This window comes from Thiobacillus sp. (assembly GCA_024235835.1).
Lineage (GTDB): Bacteria > Pseudomonadota > Gammaproteobacteria > Burkholderiales > Thiobacillaceae > PFJX01.
Genome location: JACKLQ010000001.1, coordinates 1,149,406 through 1,169,073, shown reverse-complemented (window position 1 = coordinate 1,169,073; position 19,668 = coordinate 1,149,406). Strand labels below are relative to the sequence as shown.

Genomic DNA, 19,668 nt, shown 5'->3' with positions numbered 1-19,668 from the left:
TCGTGATGTGTGGTGCCAGTAGGGGTTAGGGACCAAATCACCCCAAAGTGTCGCGAATGGAGATAATTGGGCGCACCCTCACCAAGGATGAACGATGCTCCTGCCGGTTCAATTCCGAGGCACCTCCGCCAGGGTGTACCTGGCTTTCCTTTCGGCGGCGGTCATTCCGCTCGCCATCGCCGGCCTGGTGGGCATTCACTACTCCATCCAGACCCTGCGGCAGGAGTTGCTCGGACACTTGGCGCAGGAGGTGTCCAGCCGGGCCGAGACCGTGTCCCGCTTCATGGAGCAGTTGTCCAGCGAGGTGTTATACCTCAGCGCATCCACCACCCTCGATGCCTTGGTGGTAAACCCCTCTGAGCAGGCCAGAGCGCAATTGGAAAGCAACTTCGCGGTATTCGCCACCGCCTACCCCTACATCTACCAACTGCGCTACCTGAATGCGGCGGGGCGGGAAGTAGTGCGGGTGGATCGCCTGGAGGACGGTCTGGTCCTGGTTCCGCCCTCCGGCCTCCAGGAAAAGGCCGACCGTTACTATTTCCGTGAGGCCATGGCCCTGGCACCAGGGCAAATCTATGTTTCGCCCCTGGATCTCAACATCGAACACGGTCGGGTGGAAACCCCCGAACGCCCCGTGGTGCGCGTGGCGACGCCCGTGGCCGACGCCCAGGGCAGGATCAGGGGGTTGCTGATCATCAATCTGCACGCGGACTTGTTCCTGGGCCAGGTTCAGCAGCTGGCGGAGGCCCATGGCGGCACCGCCTATCTGTTCGACCGGGCAGGGTATTTCCTTGCCCGCACGGGCGATACGCCCACGCCTTCCGCCTTCGCCATGCAGGCTGTGGATAGGCTGGAGGGTGACTTCCCGCGGGCCGCTCTTGCCAGCCTCCTGGGCGGAGAGGGGGGCGTCTCCGTGGACGAAGAGCGTGTCGCGGCCTACGCCCCCGTGGCGATGCGTACGCCCTCCGGCCATCAGGGCACCTCGCCCCGGGCCTGGGCCCTGGCCCTGGCCTATCCCCAGCAGCGCTTCTTCGGGGCGGTGTTCAATCTTTACCTGCTCTATGGCGTGCTGACCGTGGCCCTGGCCGCCACCGCCCTGGCGGGCTGGCTGGTGTCCCGCCACCTGCTACAAAGGCTCGTGGACGAACGCCGGGAGCAGGATCGTCAGATGTTCCAGCGGGAGAAGATGAACACCCTGGGGGAGTTGGCCATGGGCCTGGCCCATGAAATTGGCAACCCCCTGGCGGGCATGAAGGCCGTGGTCCAGGTGTTGCGCCAGGACGAGCCGGCCTCTCCAGCCATGGGGAAATATCTGCCTCGCCTGGAGAACGAGATCGACCGCCTGTCCGGCTTCCTGCGCACCTTCCATGGCTTCTCGGCGCCCCAGGATTGCCACCCCATGCCTTGCCGCCTGGAGGACGTGCTGGATGACGTGTTGCTGTGGACCCGCAAGGAGGCCAAGGAGAAGGGCATCGCCATTCAACATCGCCAATGCGGGCGCAATATCCCGCCTCTGCTGGCGGACCCCAACCAGCTGAAGCAGTTGCTGCTCAACCTGGTGATCAACGCCATCCACGCCATCGACGGCCCGGGCGTGATCACCCTGTCCATGTGCAATGCCCCCCAGGGAGCGTCCCTGTCCAGGGATGGGCGGCGGCGGGTGCATTTTTGCGTGGAGGATGACGGGCCCGGTATCGGCGACGACATCCGGGCGCGCATGTTCGAGCCCTTCTTCACCACCCGGCCGGACGGCACCGGCCTGGGCCTGGCGGTGGTGAAGAAGATCGCCGAGCAGCATGGCGCGGAGATCCATGTGCATCCGCATCCACCCCACGGTACCCGCTTCGAGTTCGACTGGCCCGCGGCCCTGCCTGGAGCGGAGGGGGTGGAACCCGTACCCTGTGCCGGCCTTGATGATGGGAAGAAAACAGCATGAGCGAGCGCATCCTGGTGGTGGACGACGACGACACCCTGCGGCAGACCCTGGCCGAGGTGCTGGCGCGGCATTACGAGGTGGACCAGGCAGCCGATGCCGCCGCCGCCCTGGTCCTGGCCGGGGCCAACAGCTATGGCCTGGCACTGCTGGACCTGCGTCTGCCGGATGGCAACGGCCTGGACGTGCTGGGCCGTCTACACGAGATCGATGACAGGCTGCTGGTGGTGGTGATGACCGCCTATCCCGAGGTGCGCACTGCCGTGTCCGCCCTCAAGGCAGGTGCCTATGATTACCTGAACAAGCCCTTCGACCTGGACGATTTGCGCGGCCTGGTGGCCCGGGCTTTGGAGACCCAGCGCCTGCGTTCCGAGGTGGAGCGGTTGCGGGTCGTGGTGCCGCCGCCCGCGTCCCTGGAGGGCATGATCGGCCAGAGTCCCGCCTTCCTGGCCACGGCGGAGATGACCCGCCGCATCGCCGCCGCCCCCCGTACCCCGGTGCTGATCCGGGGCGAATCGGGCACCGGCAAGGAGCGCATCGCCCAGGCCATCCACAGCCTGTCCAGCAGGGCGGCGGGGCCCTGGGTGACGTTGAACTGTTCAGCCATCGCCGAGGGGCTGCTGGAATCAGAGATGTTCGGCCACGAGAAGGGCGCCTTCACCGACGCCGTGGCCAGCAAGCGGGGCCTGCTGGAACTGGCCGACGGCGGCACCCTGTTCCTGGACGAGATCGGTGACCTGTCCCCGGCCCTGCAGCCCAAGCTGCTGCGGGCCATCGAGACCCAGTCCTTCCGCCGGGTGGGGGGCGGGCGGGAGCTCAAGGTGGACGTGCGCTTCGTGGCCGCCACCAATCGGGACCTGAACGAGCTCATCCGCCAGGGCCGCTTCCGGGAGGATCTTTACTATCGCCTCAACGTGGCCGGCATCGACGTACCGCCCCTGCGGGAGCGGCGCGAGGACATCCTGCCCCTCGCCCGGCATTTCCTGGCCCAGGCCGCCACGGTCATGGGCCTCAAGGCGCTGGGCGTCACTCCTGCGGCGGAAGGGCGACTCGCGGCCTATGTCTGGCCCGGCAACGTGCGGGAGCTGCGCAACGTACTGGAGCGGGCCCTCATCCTCTCGGGTGGCGAGACCATCCGCCCCGAGCATCTGCCCAAGGAGCTGTGCACCGCATCGAACTGCCAGTCCCGGGATGGCGTCGTTCAGCCCTTCGCCATGGCGGAGATGGAAAAGCTGCACATCGCCCGGGTGCTGCGCCACTGCCACGGCAACAAAACCCATGCCGCCGCTCTGCTGGGCATTACCCGGCTGACCCTGCGCAACAAGATCAGGCTTTACGAACTGGGGGAGTTCCAGGACGAGGGGGAGTAGGGTAAGTGGGGGGAGGTGGCATCTCGCTTGCCCGAGTTCTATCATCCGCCCATCATGAGAATCAGCAGCGAGACCGCCGGGATCATTCGCGACACCGCCGCCGAAATCTTCGGCGCGCCGGTGCGGCTGTTCGGCTCGCGCCTCGATGACAGCGCCCGGGGCGGCGACATCGATCTTTATGTGGAAACCCAGTTGAGCCCCGAGGAAGCGGAGGCGCGCCGCCTGCGGATGCTGGCGCGCCTGGCGCGGCTGCTGGGCGATCGCAAGATCGATCTGGTGGTCAAGACGCCGGGGGGCGACTTGCCTATCCATGAAGTCGCCGGGCGTGAGGGGCGTGTGCTTTGAGCGGGCATGGAGAATCGTCCGGCGTGGCGGTATTGGCCGAGTGTGCACGCCACCTGCGCTATCTCCGTGACGCCCAGGGACGTATTTCCTGGCCTTTGACGGCGGAGGCGATGGCGACGCCGGCGGATGAGCTGGTGGCCGCGCTGGACCAGTTCGCGTTCCGCTTCTCCCGCCTTCAAGACACGCTGGGGCAAAAGGCGTTTCGCGCCATGCTGGTGGGCAGGCTGCGCGAACCCTATGAGGACCGGCCCATGCGGGATGTGCTTGACCGCCTGGAAGGCCTGGGCCTGTTGCCCTCCGCGGAACGTTGGGAGGAAATCCGCGCCACCCGGAACACGCTGGCCCATGATTATCCGGACACCCCCTCCCAGCGGGCTGCCCGGCTCAATCTGGCCCGTCCGATGGTGGATGAAATGGCGGCGATCCTGGCCACCCTGACGGCGCTGGACTGAGCGGTCATTCCTTAACCGCCCCGGTCTGTTTCTGATCGGCTGCGGGGCCCTCCCGGGGCGCATCGCCCCTGTCTAATCAACGGCCTGCCCGCATTCCGGCGGGTGGCACGGTTGCTGCTAATCACCCCTTGATGTCTGACGCCACAAGGGGAAACACCATGAAATTCCGTATCTGGAACCTGCTGCTGGCACTGCTGTGTCTGCCCTTCGCGGCCGCGGCCGCCTGGGACGACGACAAGGGCTGCCTCACCTGCCACGAGGGCATCGAACGCATCGCCGACACCCCCACCATGAAGGAGCTGTCCTGCACCTTCTGCCACCAGGGCAACGGCGCGGAGGCCAAGGATGCGAAGGTGGCCCACAAGGGCATGTACGCCAACCCCGCCGACTTCCGGGTGGCGGACAAGACCTGCGGTACCTGCCACGCCGACCATCTGGCCAACGGCAAGAAATCCCTGCACGCCACCATGGCCGGCATGATCTCCGGCACCCGCTACGGCTTCGGCGCCCAGGACCGCAAGTCCAAGTACGCCACCTATGCAGTGGAAGGCGGCCCCACCGACCGGCCCGGCGCGGTGGCAAGACTTTGGCAGATACCCAAGTACGATCCGAATCAGCCCGATGGCGCCACCAACTCCCCCGGTGACGATTACCTGCGCAACCAGTGCCTGCGTTGCCACCTGTGGAGCGGCGGTGCCCAGCAGCACGGCGACGTCCGCGCCAGTGGCTGCGCGGCCTGCCACGTGGTCTATTCCGATACTGGCAAGTACGAAGGCGGTGACAAGGCGGTGGACAAGAGCAAGGTCGGCCGGCCCAAGATGCACAAGATCACCACCAAGGTGCCCGAATACCAGTGCCTGCACTGCCACAACCGGGGCGGTCGCACCGGCGTGTCCTTCATCGGCACCATGGAAAGCGATGGCTACGGCTCGCCTTACAAGGACGATGGCAAGAAGCAGCAATCCTTGCACGGCAAGCAGTACAACCATCTGACCAAGGACGTGCACTACGAGCGGGGCATGAGTTGTGTGGATTGCCATACCAACCACGACCTGCACGGCGATGGCCGCATCTACGAGAAGAAGGAAAACGCCGTCGAAATCCGCTGCGAAACCTGCCACGGAAACACGAAGAAGGCGGCTACCTTCACCACCATCTGGGGCAACAAGCTGAACAACATCAGCATGAAGAACGGCAAGCCGGTGCTGACCGCCAAGCTCACCGGCAAGGAGCACCCGGTGCCGCAACTGAAGGGTGCCAAGTTGTCCGAGGAAGGCCACACCGCCATGGTCGCCATTCCGAAGCACATGGAGAAACTGGAGTGCTATGCCTGTCACGCCAAGTGGGCGCCCCAGTGCTATGGCTGCCACACCGACCATGACACGGGCAAGCCTTCCCGTGACTGGCTGGCGGACGGCAACAACGAGGATCCGTCCAAGAACGGCACCATGGGCGCGGTGGGCAAGTCCGCCTTCACCTGGAACGAATCCCGCTCCTACCTGCGTTGGGAAACCCCGGTGCTGGGCATCAACGCCAAGGGCAAGGTGTCACCGTTCATCCCCGGTTGCCAGGTGGTCTACACTCAGCGCGACAGCGAGAAGAAGACCAAGACGGTGAGCAACAAGGTCTTCACCACCGTGCACGGCACCAGCGGCTGGATGCAGAACCCGATCCAGCCCCATACCATCAGCAAGTCCGCCCGCACCTGCGCCGACTGCCACATGAGCCGCAAGGCCCTGGGCCTGGGTACCGGTACCTATGACGTGAAACGCAACTTCCCGGACGGCGGTGGGCCTGACTTCGAGCCCGAGCGCATCGTGGACGAGGAAGGCCGGCAGTTGCAGGGCACCACCCACGAAGGCGCGCGGCCCTTCAACAAGGCCGAGCAGCAGCGCATCAGCCGCATCGGTGCCTGCATCGCCTGCCACGGTTCGGGCAAGGTGGCGCTGAAGAACAAGGCCCCCACGGACGAGCTGCACACCAAGGCCATCCGCGCCTATCTGAAGAAGAAGTAATCTCGTCGTAAGCCAGGGGCGGGCCGTGGGCCCGCCCTTTTTATTGGAGATTCAACATGCGCAAATTGAATGCATCGCTCATTGCCCTGCTGCTGGCGGCCACGGCCCTGGTGGCCTGTGGCAAGTCCGACGGCCGGATGGCCAAGGGTGGAGACATCGTGACCATCCACTTCACCGGCAAGACCGCCGACGGCAAGGTGTTCGAGACCACGGAAAAGGACAAACCTCGCCAGGTGCACATCGGCGCCAATCTGATCCTGCCGGCCCTGGAACAGGCCCTGGTGGGCATGAAGGCGGGTGAGAAGAAGACCTTCACGGTGAAGGCCGAGCAGGCCTTCGGTCCCCGGATCGAGGACGAGACCATGATCCAGGTGAACTACAAGGCCAACCAACCCCATCCCATGGACTACAGCATTGGCCAGAAGATGGAAGCCAACATTGAATATCCCGACGGCACCAAGGCTATCCGGGAGGTGGCCATTGTCGCCGTGGACGAGCACACCTTCACCGTGGACGCCAACCACCCTCTGGCAGGCAAGGACCTGGCCTTCGAGGTCGAACTGGTGAAGATTCAGTAACCCGCCGCCGGAGTTTGCCGGCAGCGTGCTGGTCCGTTAACGGTGGCGACCGCCAGAGCGATGGGGTCCGCCGGGACGGTGGTCTGAAAGTTCTCCCCCGGGGCGGGCCTTGGGTTTGCCCGAGGCGCCGCCGGGCTTGCGTGCGCCACCTTCGCCACGGGGCTGGCCGCGGGATTGCCCGCCGCCCCGTTTCTGATGCTCATTGCTGCGCAACTGGATGGGCTGGGGCTTGGCATTGGGGTCCGGTTCGAAGCCGGGCACCACGTCGCTGGGGATTTCCCGCTTGATGAGGCGCTCGATGCCGCGCAGGAAGTCCCGCTCGTCCACGCACACCAGGGAGATGGCCTCGCCCTCGGCGCCGGCCCGGCCGGTGCGGCCGATGCGGTGCACGTAGTCCTCGGGCACGTTGGGCAGCTCGTAGTTCACCACGTGGGGCAACTCGCTGATGTCGATGCCCCGGGCGGCGATGTCGGTGGCCACCAGCACCTGCAGCTTGCCCGTCTTGAACTCGGCCAGGGCCCGGGTGCGGGCCGCCTGGCTCTTGTTGCCGTGAATGGCCATGGCGGTGATGCCGTCCTTGCCCAGTTGCTCCACCAGGCGGTTGGCGCCGTGCTTGGTGCGGGTGAACACCAGCACCTGGAACCATTGATGTTCCTTGATCAGGTGGGAGAGGAGTTCACGCTTGCGGTCCCGGTCCACGTGATAGACCTTCTGGGCGATCTTGTCGGCGGTGGCGTTGCGGCGGGCCACTTCGATGAGGGCCGGCTTGTTCAGCAGGCTGTCCGCCAGGGCCTTGATCTCGTCGGAGAAGGTGGCGGAGAACAGCAGGTTCTGGCGCTGCCTGGGCAGCAGGGCCAGCACTTTCTTGATGTCCTTGACGAAGCCCATGTCCAGCATGCGGTCCGCTTCGTCCAGCACCAGGATCTCGACGCCGGACAGGTCCAGGGTCTTCTGGCCCACGTGGTCCAGCAGGCGGCCTGGGGTGGCCACCAGGATGTCCACCCGACTCTTCAGGCGGGTGATCTGGGGATTGATGCTGACGCCGCCGAACATGACCATGGAGCTGAGCTTGGTGTGCTTGCCGTAGGTCCGCACGGACTCCTCCACCTGGGCGGCCAGTTCACGGGTGGGGGTGAGGATCAAGGCGCGGATGGGGGGGCGGCCGGAGGAGGGGCCCTTGACGGACTTGTCGCCCAGGCGATGCAGGATGGGCAGCACGAAGCCGGCGGTCTTGCCGGTGCCGGTCTGGGCGCCGGCCAGCAGGTCGCCCCCCGCCAGGATGGCGGGGATGGCCTGCTGCTGGATGGGGGTGGGGGTGGTATAGCCGTGCTCGGTGACGGCGCGGACGATTTCTTCGGCCAGGCCGAGATCGGAAAACTGCATGGAAACTCCAAAACCATCGGCCGCGCCTGTAGGTCAGGGCGCCAGTCTGAAGCGGATGGGGAATAGTAGAAACAGAAGCGGCGACCAGACTGAGGTCGCCGCAGGGGTGTGAATGTTAACAGAACCTGGGGTTAATCCCGGTGGTTCTTGTCCCAGCCATGGGCCTTGCCGGGGGGATGGTCCTTGTGGTCCTTATGCTTCTTGTGCTTCTTGTTCTTGCCGTCATAGCGGTCGTCATTCCCCACCCGCACCACCACCGGGGTTTCGGTCCTGGTCGTGGTGCCCGGACGCTTGTCCGCCTCGGTGGCTTCCTTGCCGATGGCCGCTCCTGCCGCGGCGCCCACGCCACTGCCGATGACGGCGCCCGTGGCGCCGCCCACCTTCTGGCCCACCGCGGCCCCGCCGGCCCCGCCGATGGCGCCTCCGACGATGGCGCCGGTCTTGCCGGAGCCTGAGGTGCTGACGGCCGCGCCGGTGGCACCACCCACCGCGCCACCGATGATGGCGCCGGTCTTGCCGCCCACGGACTGGCCGATGGCCGTGCCGGCTGCGGCGCCCACGCCCGTGACCACTGCAGTCTCGGCGGTGTCGCCTGCGTGGGCGTTCAAAGCGCCAAGGGCGAGGAAGATGAACAGCAACCTGGCTTGGTTGGCAGACATGGTGTTCTCCATTATTCGGGGCTGATCAGCACGCGGCGGTTGGGGGCCAGGCAGGCCTTGGTGGCTTCGGTGGGGCCGCCCTTGCATTGCTTTACGGGTTCCAGTTCGCCCATGGCGATGATGCGGATATCCCGGACGTCCTTGCCCTTGGCCACCAGGTAGTCCCGGGCGGCCGTGGCCCGGCGCAGGGACAGTTCCAGGTTGTAAGGCTCGGGGCCCAGGCGGTCGGCGTGGCCACTGATCACCACGGGCATGCCCACCGGCGCGGTTGCCAGCCAGCTATCCAGGGTTTCCTTGCCCAAGGGCGAGAGTTCGGCGCTGTCGAAGGCGAACAGGGCACGGGCCTCGGCCACCACCACGGGCAGCATGGGGGCTTCCGGCAATTCCATCGCGGCCGGTACGGTGGCCGTGGCTGCCGCCTGGGATACGGGCTTGGATACGGGCTGGGCTTGTGATGCCACGGACGGCGTCTGCTGGGGAAGAGGCAGGGCGACCACGACGGGCGCAGGGGATGCGGAGGGGGAGGGCTGGATGGCCGGTGAGGTGGCGCTTGCCTTGGGAGGGAGCAGGTCCGGGGCCGGCGATACCGCCGGCGTGGCGGCGGGAGTGGTCGTCGCGACGGCAGGCTGGACCGCCGGCGCCTGGGGCGGTGTGAAGGCGGAAGGGGGAGCGCTCGTCGGCGCGACCGGCGGCAACGCAAAGGGCGAAACGGGCTGGGCTGCCATGGGCGAGGGCAGGTAAGGCGTGGGATAAGGCATCGGCAGCCCCGGGAACGGGGTGGGCACGGCCATGGGGGCCGCCGGGGTGAATTGCAGCGACGGTGGTGCCAGGGGTACCGGCTTGAACTGGGTGGGCTGGGGGAACTGGCAGGCAGGGGCGGGGCCGGTCAGGGCCACGGGCTGGCAAAGACTCTGGCCATTGGGCAACAGGCTGCAGAACTGTTTCACCGCGTAGACGATGATCTGGGTGCAGGCGTCCTCCGCCTTGGCGGAAAGGGGCATCAGGCTCGTCATCAGGGCAGCCACGGGGGCAAGAAGCTTGAGGGTGTTGCGGGAAGTCATCAATTTCTCTCGGGGACGATCGGACCGGGTCCGTGGTGAGTGCTTTATGGCTTGGCCAGGCCGCTTGGTCAATAGGGGAAGCGGGGCATTTACGGCAACTGGTTCGGGGCGATCCATCGATAGGCCTGATTGACCGCTTCCGCCTTGCACATGTCCGTATACCGTTTGTTGCCTGTCTTCCCTCCAGTCTCATAGACGCCTGACAAGGTGTCTATGACACCGGGGGCGTACCAGACAGCCGACCGAAGGCGAGCGGGCCAGTTGAACAATGTAGTCAGGGAACCGAGGCCTGGAAACGGGTATCGGGCCCGATACCACAGGTACTCACATGAGCTTGTGAGGGTAAACCCGTGCAATCCGGGCAAGACGTTCTGGTGCTGGCCGGCCCGGGTAAGGCGTTACGCAGATTCGTCAGGCGTACTCTACGCGGGGGACAATCTCTAGCGTTTGCCGGGCATTTGCATCCTGGGACAAGCGTCGTTCCGCGAGACTGGCCTGCCTGACGAGTTCCAGGGAGAGCGCGCGGGCTTCTTTGAGAGAGAGGCCGAAAGACTGCCGCGATGAGCCATTGGAAATGCTCATTTCCAGGCATCCATGGCCTGGGGCCAGGTCAATATCGAAGCTGATTTCCGTGTTATGTGTCAGATCGGTCATGCCATCCCCACCGAGATCAATAAGATCAGATGCTGCTAGTTGTTCAGTCACTTGCTGTGCGCTTTTATTCAATGTTTACACGGTTGTGTGACAGTACATTTATCCGTCCGATATCGATATATGACGTTGGGAATAAGCAATCCCGGCTGTCACGGAATACCGAACCGTGCCTCGGCGTGGATGGCACCCCTTATCCCGCCGTACTTGGGAAAGGTTCGAGGCCCCTTTGAGGGAATATTGCTTTGTCCGTCAGGCCAACATGCGCACTTCCCGCTGGGGGAAGGGGATGACGATGCCCCGGCCGCGGAAGGCCTCCAGCACCGCAAGGTTGATCTCGCCCACGGCCTGGGCATAGTCGGCGGCCTTCACCCAGGGTTTCACCGCGAGGTTCACCGAGGAGTCCGCCAGGGCATGCACCTGGAGGAAGGGGGCCGGATCCTTGAGTACCAGGTGGTTGGCTGCCAGCACCTCGTTCAGGATGGCGATGGCCTGGTTCAGGTCCGTGTCGTAGGCCACGCCCACCACCACGTTCAACTGCCGTAGGGCACCATGGTTGTGCAGGATCTCGCCCACTATCTTGCGGTTGGGGATCACCACCCGGGACAGGTCCAGGTGGCTCAGGGTGGTATTGAAGAGGTTGATGGTTTCCACCTGGCCCTCCTCGCCGGCGATGGCGATGTATTCCCCCACCCGGAAAGGACGGGTGAAGATGATGGTCAGCCCCGCCGCCAGGTTGCTCATGACCCCCTGCATGGCCAGGGCGATGCCGGCCCCCGCCACGCCCAGTCCGGCGATGAGGGGCAGCAGTTCCACCCCCAGGTTCTGCAGGGCCACCACCAGGAACAGTCCCATGACCAGCAGGTAGGCAATGCGCACCAGCAACTGCACCACGGGGGGTTCCAGTTCCATCCTGCCGAGCATGCCTTCCACCATCCGGCCCGCCCAGCGGGCCACGAAGACCCCCGCGGCCATGATGACGATGGCCACCAGCAGCCTGGGGCCGAACTGCATGCCCAGTTCAATGGCAGTGGTCTGGACCTGCTCCAGGGCGGAAATGTGTTCGCCCATGATGTTCCCGGTGGTCTCGGTGATCGAAGCCATGTCCGTTCTCCTTCAGTTTTCGTAGGGCCGTTGCTGGCGCATGTCCTGCCGGGCGTCTTTACCCAGTTTGGCGATCGCCTTTTCTCGCAAGGGGGCTAAGGCGACAGGTGGAAAGTGAGCCGCGAGCCGGTCACGCAGGAGGCGGGGCGTGCTTGTCCAGGAAAAATGGGCAGGTGACCTGGTCCCCCTGGCGGACCAGTTCCTCGCTGAAGTCTGCGTAGGTGCGGTGCAGGCTGTGCTGGCCGACGTCGTCCTCGAAGCGCAGGCAGTCCTGGGCCAAGGGGCAGTTGGAGGTCATGCAGTAGGTGATGGTCATGGCGTCGGTGCTTCGGTTACTCGGGGAACAGGCAGTTGTAATGCGCGCCCCGGCGGGGTTCGGCCATCATGTCGGCCACGGTATCCCGCCATTTCAGGTAGTGGGCGGTGGCCTTGTGGGCATCGACGTCCTCGGCCCTGGTGAAGGCCTCGTAGATCATGAAGAGGGTGGGATCGTCAGGGTCCTGGAGCACGTCGAAGCGCAGATTGCCCGGCTCCTTCACGGAATGCTCGTGGTTTTCCCGGATGGCGGCGATGAAGGCCTCCACGGCCTCGGGCTTCACATGGACATGGACGCAGGTGACGTGCACGGGGAACTCCTCAACAATGGCGTTGCCCATTCTGGGCGGGCAAGTTCAATTTTACTCATTACTCCCTGAAGGGATTTGGGCCATGTTCCTGCTGGTGTTCATCCTGGTCTACGGCGGTCTCCAGGCCTATGTCATGCACAAGGCCGTGGTGGCTTTCGGGCTGACGGGCCGCAAGCGCCTGGCAGCCTGGGCCTGGGCGGGGTTCATGACCCTGGCGCCCATGCTGCTCTGGCCCCTGGAGCACTGTGACTGCCGTCTGCTGGTGGGTGCCCTGGCCGCCCTGGTCTATGGCTGGATGGGGGCCAGTTTCATGTTTTTCTGGCTGGCCCTGGCGGTGGATGCCTGGCGCCTGCCGGCCCGCGTATTCCACCTGCCTGTTCCTTCATCCAGGCATGCCTTCGTGTCCGTGGCCTCGGTGGTGGCGGCCTTGTCCGCCTATGGCATACATGAGGCCCTAAACCCCCGGGTTGATCGGCTGGAGATTGTCACCGACCAACTGCCCCCCGATACCGGGCCCATCCGCATCGCTCTGATTTCCGACGTGCACCTGGGGGTAAACATGGGGCCCCGCCGCCTGCCCACGGTGCTGGAGCCCCTCAAGGCCCTGGACCCGGACATTCTCATCTCCACCGGCGACATGGTGGACGGGGGTGCCGTTCATCTTGAGGGTTCTGCGGCGAGCTTCGCCGAAATATATCCCCGCTACGGCAAGTACGCGGTGATGGGCAACCACGAGCAATACCGGGGCCTGGGCATGTCCCTGGCCTTCCACGAGCAGGCGGGCTTCCGGATCCTGCGGGGCGAGGCTGTGGAGGTGCTGCCTGGCCTGGTGATCGCCGGCGTGGACGATCCGGGCCGGGGCGGGCCCGGCGTGGTTTCTGCTCGGGGCATGGACACCACCGACGACGGCGCCCTGCTGCCGGGGCTGTCCGACAACAAGTTCGTGATCTTCCTGAAGCATCAGCCCGTCCCGCCCAAGCTGGGGGCGGAGCGGGTGGACCTGCAACTGTCCGGCCACACCCACGCTGGCCAGATATTTCCCTTCTACTGGCTGACCCGGCTGCGCTATGACTTCGGTCCGGGCCTGCATGAATTGCCGGGAGGCGGCCGCCTGTACCTGAGCCGGGGCACCGGCACCTGGGGCCCGCCCATGCGGGTGCTTGCGCCGGCGGAGATCACCCTCATCGAATTGGTGCCCGGTCGGCGGAACCATGGAATGGCCGGCCCATCCCCGTAAGTACATTCGGCTCAGGCATGGGGCAGGGCCCTGGGTTAAGGTGGGGAACGACACCAATCGGAAACCCATGATCCAGGAGAAACCATGAACGCCGCCCTGAGCCCGTTTTTTGCCTTGCTGGGCCTGCTGCTAGCCCTGGGCACCCTGCCTGCAGCCGCCGCCGAACCTCCGGCCAACGCCCGCTACAAGGTGGTGTTCGCCGTCACCGAGAACGACCAGAAGATATGGAACGAAGTGTTCGGCAACTTCCGCAACATCCAGCGGGAACTGGGGCCCCAGAACGTGGCCATCGAAATGGTGGTATACGCCGACGGCATCGCCATGCTGCGGGACGATTCCCTGGTGTTCAACAAGGTGGAGGACGCCATTAACGAGGGCGTGCGCATCGTGGCCTGCATGAACACCATGAATGCCCAGAACATCACCAAGGACACCATGCTGCCCGATATCGGCTACGTGCAGGCGGGCATCGTGGAGCTCATCAAGCTCCAGGGCCAGGGCTGGGCCTACGTGCGGCCCTGAGCAATCCGGGCGGGGGCACGCCCGGGCCTATCCGGGCTAACATGGCTGGGTTCGCGTTATCAGCCAACCCAAGGAATTGCCATGAACCTGGAAAAAGTGGTCTTCGGCTTCTTCATCATCCTGGCCATGACCCTGAACTTCGGCTTCGTCTTTGGTGACGCGGCCGACCCCAACCATCACCACGTGTATGAGCTGTTCGCCGCCATCGTGGTGAACCTCATTGCCACGGTGCTCAAGTTCGGCGAACGCACCCAGATCGGCGCCATCCACCTGGCCGCCAGCTTCGTGGCGGACCTGCAGCTCATCGCCGCCGCCTGCGTGTGGGCCTACGCCAGCTACATCACCGGTGCCGGCCTGGATGCTTCCAACACCGCCGGTATTGTCTCGCTGGCCGCCGGGGCCCTGGCCGCCAACATCCTGTCGGTGATCCTGCTGGTGATCGAAACGGTGATGTTCCACAGGTAAACGGCCGGCGCGGAGCCATGGTCAACAGTGCCATCTTCCTGATCCTGCGGCGCATGCGGCAGCCGCTGATCATGCTGGTCAGCAGCTATGCCATCTCCATCCTGGGCATGACCCTGGTGCCCGGCGTGGACGCCCAGGGCAGGCCGGCGCCACCCATGGACTTCTTCCACGCCTTCTATTTCGTCAGCTACACCGCCACCACCATCGGTTTCGGCGAACTGCCCGGCGTCTTCAGCGAGGGCCAGCGGGCCTGGGCCACGGTCACCATCTATCTCACCGTCATAGTCTGGCTGTACAGCATCGGCAGCATCCTGGCCATGCTGCAGGACCCGGCCATTCGCCGCACCATCCGCGAGAGCCGCTTCGCCCGATCCGTGCGGCGCCTGCGCCAGCCCTTCTTCATCGTGTGCGGCTTCGGCGAGACCGGTGAACTGCTCATGCGGGCCCTGGATAGCCGCAACCAGCAGGCCGTGGTACTGGACATCGACCCCCGCCGCATCAGCGAACTGGAGCTGGGCCACTTCCACATGGACACCCCGGCCCTGGCCGCTGACGTGCGCCTGCCGGAATACCTCATCGATGCGGGCCTGCGCCGGCCCTGGTGCGCCGGCATCATCGCCCTCACCAACGACGACCAGGCCAACCTGAGCGTGGCGGTGGCCGCCAAGCTGCTGCGGCCAAGGTTACCAGTCTTCTGTCGGGCGGACACGCCGGACACCGCCAGGAACATGGCCTCCTTCGGCACCGACGAGACCGTCAACGCCTTCGAGGTCTTCGCCGAGCACCTGGCCATGGGCCTGAAGAACCCGGGCCATCACCTGCTCTACGAGTGGCTCACCGGCGTGCCGGGCGATCCCCTCACCGACCCGCTGCGCCCGCCTCGGGGCAAGTGGCTGGTGTGCGGCTACGGACGCTTCGGCAAGGCCGTGGTGCGCCACCTGGAAAAGGAAGGCCTGGATGTGGTGGTCATAGAGGCGGAGCCGGAAAAGACCCAGTGCGAGCATTGCATCCACGGCCGGGGCACGGAGGCCTCCACCCTCATCCACGCCGGCATCCGTGAGGCGGTGGGCATCGTCGCCGGCACGGACAACGACATCAACAACCTGTCCATCGTCATGACTGCCCGGGAACTCAATCCCGAGCTGTTCATGGTGGCGCGCCAGAACCGCCAGGCCAACACGCCCCTGTTTCAGCGCTTCGGCGCCCAGATGACCATGCAGCCCTCCCACATCGTCGCCCACGAGTTCCTGTCCCTGCTCACCACCCCCCTGCTGGCGCGTTTTCTCACCCTGGCCAAGCAGCAGAAGGAAGACTGGGCCAACGAACTCCTCTCCCGCATGGCCGCCGTCAGCGATGAAACCATGCCCGAGGTGTGGGACGTGGAACTGAGCCGGGAACAGGCCATCGCCCCCTGGCAGGAACTGAACGATGGCGGCCATATCCTGGTGCAGGACTTGATGCGGGACCCCTACGACCACGCCCGCCCCCTGGCCTGCGTGGCCCTGCTGATCCAGACATCCGCCGGCGAAGGCCTGCTGCCGGTGGACGACCTGCCCCTCACTCCCGGGGACCGCATCCTGTTCTGCGGCACCCGGGGCGCCAAACGCCAGCAAAGCCTGACCCTGCGCAACATCAACGTGCTCACCTACCTGCTGACCGGCAGGGATGCGCCCCAGGGCTGGGCCTGGAGCAAGCTGGGTGCCAGGAAGGCCCGGCCTGGGTCCTAGGGCCTGGACCGTTATCCCAGCAACCTGACCATGCAAGCCTCCTTGGCCCCCGCCAGGCCAGGGCATGGGATCCAGGCCCTTCGCACCGGTGAAGGCGTATCCGCCATGCCCTCCCGGTTATTTGATGCAGCGCAGACCACCGTGGCCATTCGCCCAGGATGACACTGGTACCCTGGCCCACCCCCATGTGCCGGAGAACCGGATGAACCCCGCCCGACGTTTGCTTTTGCGTGGAGCCCTGCCCGGCGCCACCCTCTCCATCGCCCTGGCGGCCGGCCTGTTGCGCCCGGCCACGGTCCTGGCCGGCCCGGCAAACCAGAGCATCCGCCCCCAGATGGGCCTCGCGGCCAACGAACTCCTTCAGGCCCTGCGCACAGCCCAGCCGGCCCAGTCCACGGAGATCAGGATCATCGCTCCGGACATCGCCGAGGACGGCGCCAGCGTCTTCCTGGAATGTTCCACCACCCTGCCCGAGGTGGATGGTTTCGTGATCTTCGCGGAGAGGAACCCGCAACCACTGGTGGCGTCCTTCTGGATCGCTCCCGATGTCCTGCCCGAACTGAAGACCCGCATCAAGCTGTCCAGGACCTCGAATGTCTGGGTGGTGGTGCGCAGCCGGGGCCAGTTCTACAAGGCCAGCAAAATGGTCAAGGTGACGGTGGGGGGGTGTGGGGTGGGGTTGAATTAAGCCTGAACCCGGAATCGGATGTCGGTAGCCCAAATCAAATCGACCTTGCCCCTTTGGTTTTCCGGACAGTCCCGGATAACGCCTTCGGTTCGGCCGCCATCCCAGGTCGGATACATGGGTGAGGACCGATCACAGGAGTTACCGAGGCCCATCTCGTGAACCATGTCACGGTTGATACGATAGGGCTGCTCGGCCATGGTTTTGGGGTCTATTCCAAAGTTCCAGGCTCTGCCGTGGGTACATGGGCACTGTGGCAGGCTTTCCAGGCCTTTTTCCAGATTTCGAAATTCGAATCCCAACAAGCGCGGTATTTCGCCTACCACTCCTGGTCCGGACGCTCGCCATATTCGGCTTCGAACGCACTGCGAAATAATTGAAGCTCACGCTGATCCACACCACATGGGACCTGGCCTCAATGGGCGTCGGCGCGGCCAGCTGCTGTTTTATGGAAGGCTTGCCCAGCAGTTGCTGCCGTTCTTCCAGTGCCTGTAGTTCCTGCTCCGAAAGAGCCGGTGGCTCCAATACATTGCCAGCACCCAGTGGGAATTTCTGGGGTTCCTTCAGGGAAACGTAGGTCACGGCCCCCTTCGCCGTGCGGGCGCTAAGTACGTTGTCACGATAAGCCCCGGGTTTGCACGGGATGTCCTGATAAACCACCTTTTCGCTCCTGCCGCATTTGTACACCACGTCCGCCCCGGCCTGGAGTGCCGTCCCCAGCAAGGAAGCAGACATGACGAGTCAAAACCAAAGGTGTTCTTTCCTTTATTGCCCATTTAGTATCCTTGTCGGGGTCTTGGTGGTGGCACTCATCCAGGTGGGGGTCTGTGGCCGGTTCCACCAGGAAGATGGCTACCACGATGCCTACTGCCAGCAGGATCAGATATTCCATGGCGAAGTACCTCCCCCGTATCCCGAGGCAGCGCGCCTCGGTATCCAGGCTACGGATAGTCCAACTGGCAGGTTGAGGTTCACCTCTGCCGGACGAGTTCATTCCCATAAAGTCGGCCACTCCCTCAAGTTCGGGTGACACTCCCACGAGCAGTTCAATCCTAACAGCCGCCCCATATCCCATTCCCCAGCTCGGCGCGACTGCGAGGATTGAGGCCGTTCCCGACCGTGGGGGCCAGGATGCAGACATTGATAGGCAATCCAGACAATGGGTTGTTTCATCGCCGTTGAGGCTGATGACCGCCATCTCCGGCGCCCCTGATACGCTTTCTCACTCGGGCGAATTCATTTTCGGACGGCTAGTCTGAGAGTGAGTAGACAACCCAGGAAAAAGCCATGTCCAGGTTGATTCGCTTTCCAGGACTTCTGGCCGTCGCTGCGCTCATGTCCGGCTGCGCCGCTCCCCGCTTCGAAACCATCCACCGGTACGAGCCTCCCCTGAGCGTGGAAGCCCAAGCCTGCCTCAAGAACTGCGAAGCCGCGCTGCATGTGTGCCGCGAGGAGTGCCAGGCCGCGTGGAAGGCGTGCGCGGATCGGGTGGAGCCGGAGGTGGAGGAACATCACACCAAGGCCCTTAAGGACTACGCGGCGGACCTGCGGCTTTATCGCCGCGACCTGGATCAGTACCAATGGGATCTGTGGCTGGGCTGGGGGCACGGATACAGTGGCGTCTGGTACTCCCCCTGGCCCTACCACGGCTGGCCCGGCTACTACCCTGGCTATTCTCCACCGCCGCCCGCGCCGGGCGATCCGCCCACCAGGGAGGCAGTCCGCGACAGCTTGCGCAAGAGCCGATGCCAGGACGATTGCAGTTGCCAGCCCAAGTATGACGCCTGCTTCACGGGGTGCGGCGGCAGGGTGGTGACGGAGACCCGTTGCATTGCGAATTGCCCGGCCGGGCAGTAACTGGTCGGCGGGAATGGCAGTAGCCCGGGGGAGTGGAACTAGGCTGGGTGGTGTGTGCTTCTGTCCCGGTCTAGCGTAGCTCCTCCTGGCTACCTGTGAGTGATCCGTAACTGCGGCCTTACTCGATCAGGCCTTCCGCCTTCATGGCGGCCTGCACCGCGGGCCGTGCGGCGATTCGCGCCATGTAGGTTGCCAGGTTGGGCCAGGCGCCCAGGTCGATGTCGAACAATTCGCACCAGCCCAGCACGGTGAACAGGTAGGCGTCGGCGATGCTGTAGTTCTCCCCCATCAGGTAGGGCTGTTCCCCCAGATGCCTGGACAGAAAGGCAGCACGGCGGCCGAAGAGGGCGATCTGGTTGTCCTTCCACTCCGGCGTCATGCGGGGGTTGAAGAGGGCGCCCACGGTCTTGTGGATTTCCGTGGCGATGAAGTTGAGCCATTCCAGCTCCCGGTAGCATTCCAGTCCACCGGCGGCGGGGGCCAGGTGGGCTTCGGGCTTCAGGTCGGCCAGGTACTGCAGGATGACGGCATCCTCGGTGAGGACCTGTCCGTCGTCCAGGCGCAGGGCTGGGACGTAGCCCTTGGGGTTGACCTGGCGGTAGTCCTCGCCGGAGGCCGTGGTCTTTTCGGCCAGGTCCACCTTGTCCAGTTCGAAATCGTGGCCCGCTTCCCGCAGCACGATATGGGCCGCCAGGGAACAGGCACCGGGATAGTAGTAGAGCTTCATGGTGTCTCCTCGATATTTGTCTTCCTGCGGGCCGCCGGATGTGCTCGACTGGGCATGGGGTTTGAATAGCAAATACGCGGCGCTTTGCCTAGATGCATTCACATCCCGGGGGATGTTTGCCAGCTTCTGTTGCGCCGGCGGGACTTCCCGCGTGGTTTTTCTTCTCCTCGCATGCCCGCCTCCAGGGCCTGCCCGGATTCCGGATGGCGCGGGGTTGGACCGCCGCCGTCCTGCAACCGGGTGGGGGGTTGGGGAGCTTTTATTCCTTGCG

21 protein-coding genes are annotated in these 19,668 nt (G+C 64.8%); 12 read left to right on the top strand and 9 right to left on the bottom strand.

The genetic code is table 11. From position 1 onward, the window contains the following. Positions 1 to 94: 94 nt before the first annotated feature. The 6 genes from H6935_05705 to H6935_05680 all read left to right on the top strand — a co-directional run bounded on the left by H6935_05705 (position 95) and on the right by H6935_05680 (position 6,693). A complete protein-coding gene (locus tag H6935_05705; GenBank protein ID MCP5277845.1) occupies positions 95 to 1,936 on the top strand; it encodes a hypothetical protein in 1,842 nt (613 codons plus the stop codon). Next, complete coding sequence (locus H6935_05700) at positions 1,933 to 3,303, top strand: sigma-54-dependent Fis family transcriptional regulator (protein MCP5277844.1); 1,371 nt, start codon at positions 1,933 to 1,935, stop codon at positions 3,301 to 3,303. Before H6935_05705 ends, H6935_05700 begins: the two co-directional genes overlap by 4 nt. An 81-nt stretch (positions 3,304 to 3,384) precedes the next feature. Further along, positions 3,385 to 3,648, top strand: a complete 264-nt coding sequence (locus tag H6935_05695) for a nucleotidyltransferase domain-containing protein (protein ID MCP5277843.1) — start codon at positions 3,385 to 3,387, stop codon at positions 3,646 to 3,648. A gap of 23 nt (positions 3,649 to 3,671) precedes the next feature. Then, the gene (locus H6935_05690) at positions 3,672 to 4,100 is read left to right on the top strand and encodes a hypothetical protein (GenBank protein ID MCP5277842.1); all 429 of its coding nucleotides are present in this window, start codon (positions 3,672 to 3,674) and stop codon (positions 4,098 to 4,100) included. Positions 4,101 to 4,258: 158 nt separating this feature from the next. After that, positions 4,259 to 6,115 (top strand): hypothetical protein, encoded by a 1,857-nt coding sequence (locus H6935_05685; GenBank protein ID MCP5277841.1) that lies wholly within the window; start codon positions 4,259 to 4,261, stop codon positions 6,113 to 6,115. Positions 6,116 to 6,171: 56 nt separating this feature from the next. After that, a complete protein-coding gene (locus H6935_05680) occupies positions 6,172 to 6,693 on the top strand; it encodes an FKBP-type peptidyl-prolyl cis-trans isomerase (protein ID MCP5277840.1) in 522 nt (173 codons plus the stop codon). Between the two features lie 36 nt (positions 6,694 to 6,729). Here the strand turns inward: H6935_05680 and H6935_05675 are convergent, their stop codons facing one another. The 7 genes from H6935_05675 to H6935_05645 all read right to left on the bottom strand — a co-directional run bounded on the left by H6935_05675 (position 6,730) and on the right by H6935_05645 (position 12,177). Next, positions 6,730 to 8,076, bottom strand: coding sequence for a DEAD/DEAH box helicase (locus H6935_05675; GenBank protein MCP5277839.1), 1,347 nt, complete (start codon positions 8,074 to 8,076; stop codon positions 6,730 to 6,732). Positions 8,077 to 8,207: 131 nt separating this feature from the next. After that, complete coding sequence (locus tag H6935_05670) at positions 8,208 to 8,735, bottom strand: hypothetical protein (GenBank protein MCP5277838.1); 528 nt, start codon at positions 8,733 to 8,735, stop codon at positions 8,208 to 8,210. An 11-nt stretch (positions 8,736 to 8,746) separates the two neighbouring features. After that, the gene (locus H6935_05665) at positions 8,747 to 9,796 is read right to left on the bottom strand and encodes an OmpA family protein (protein MCP5277837.1); all 1,050 of its coding nucleotides are present in this window, start codon (positions 9,794 to 9,796) and stop codon (positions 8,747 to 8,749) included. A gap of 411 nt (positions 9,797 to 10,207) precedes the next feature. Further along, a complete protein-coding gene (locus H6935_05660; GenBank protein ID MCP5277836.1) occupies positions 10,208 to 10,450 on the bottom strand; it encodes a hypothetical protein in 243 nt (80 codons plus the stop codon). 249 nt (positions 10,451 to 10,699) lie between these two features. Further along, positions 10,700 to 11,518 carry a mechanosensitive ion channel gene (locus H6935_05655; protein MCP5277835.1) on the bottom strand — a complete coding sequence of 273 codons (819 nt, stop codon included), beginning with the start codon at positions 11,516 to 11,518 and terminating at the stop codon, positions 10,700 to 10,702. 163 nt (positions 11,519 to 11,681) lie between these two features. Beyond that, complete coding sequence (locus H6935_05650; GenBank protein MCP5277834.1) at positions 11,682 to 11,867, bottom strand: hypothetical protein; 186 nt, start codon at positions 11,865 to 11,867, stop codon at positions 11,682 to 11,684. 16 nt (positions 11,868 to 11,883) lie between these two features. Then, complete coding sequence (locus H6935_05645; protein MCP5277833.1) at positions 11,884 to 12,177, bottom strand: antibiotic biosynthesis monooxygenase; 294 nt, start codon at positions 12,175 to 12,177, stop codon at positions 11,884 to 11,886. Positions 12,178 to 12,259: 82 nt separating this feature from the next. On the opposite strand from H6935_05645, the gene H6935_05640 reads away from it, so the two are divergent. From H6935_05640 to H6935_05620, 5 genes are all read left to right on the top strand, one after another. After that, positions 12,260 to 13,414, top strand: a complete 1,155-nt coding sequence (locus H6935_05640; protein ID MCP5277832.1) for a metallophosphoesterase — start codon at positions 12,260 to 12,262, stop codon at positions 13,412 to 13,414. 84 nt (positions 13,415 to 13,498) lie between these two features. After that, positions 13,499 to 13,936, top strand: a complete 438-nt coding sequence (locus H6935_05635) for a DsrE family protein (protein ID MCP5277831.1) — start codon at positions 13,499 to 13,501, stop codon at positions 13,934 to 13,936. An 81-nt stretch (positions 13,937 to 14,017) separates the two neighbouring features. Continuing rightward, positions 14,018 to 14,401, top strand: a complete 384-nt coding sequence (locus H6935_05630; protein ID MCP5277830.1) for a hypothetical protein — start codon at positions 14,018 to 14,020, stop codon at positions 14,399 to 14,401. A 17-nt stretch (positions 14,402 to 14,418) separates the two neighbouring features. After that, entirely contained in the window at positions 14,419 to 16,128 is a 1,710-nt protein-coding gene (locus H6935_05625) for a potassium channel protein (GenBank protein ID MCP5277829.1), read from the top strand. A gap of 202 nt (positions 16,129 to 16,330) precedes the next feature. After that, positions 16,331 to 16,816, top strand: a complete 486-nt coding sequence (locus H6935_05620; protein MCP5277828.1) for a thiosulfate oxidation carrier protein SoxY — start codon at positions 16,331 to 16,333, stop codon at positions 16,814 to 16,816. Between the two features lie 613 nt (positions 16,817 to 17,429). Here H6935_05620 and H6935_05615 read toward each other — a convergent pair. After that, on the bottom strand, positions 17,430 to 17,705 hold the full coding sequence (locus H6935_05615) for a hypothetical protein (GenBank protein ID MCP5277827.1): 276 nt from the start codon (positions 17,703 to 17,705) through the stop codon (positions 17,430 to 17,432). Between the two features lie 395 nt (positions 17,706 to 18,100). On the opposite strand from H6935_05615, the gene H6935_05610 reads away from it, so the two are divergent. After that, on the top strand, positions 18,101 to 18,670 hold the full coding sequence (locus H6935_05610) for a hypothetical protein (GenBank protein ID MCP5277826.1): 570 nt from the start codon (positions 18,101 to 18,103) through the stop codon (positions 18,668 to 18,670). A 118-nt stretch (positions 18,671 to 18,788) separates the two neighbouring features. Here H6935_05610 and gstA read toward each other — a convergent pair whose 3' ends face one another. Next, entirely contained in the window at positions 18,789 to 19,397 is a 609-nt protein-coding gene (gstA, locus tag H6935_05605) for a glutathione transferase GstA (GenBank protein ID MCP5277825.1), read from the bottom strand. Positions 19,398 to 19,668: the final 271 nt, after the last annotated feature.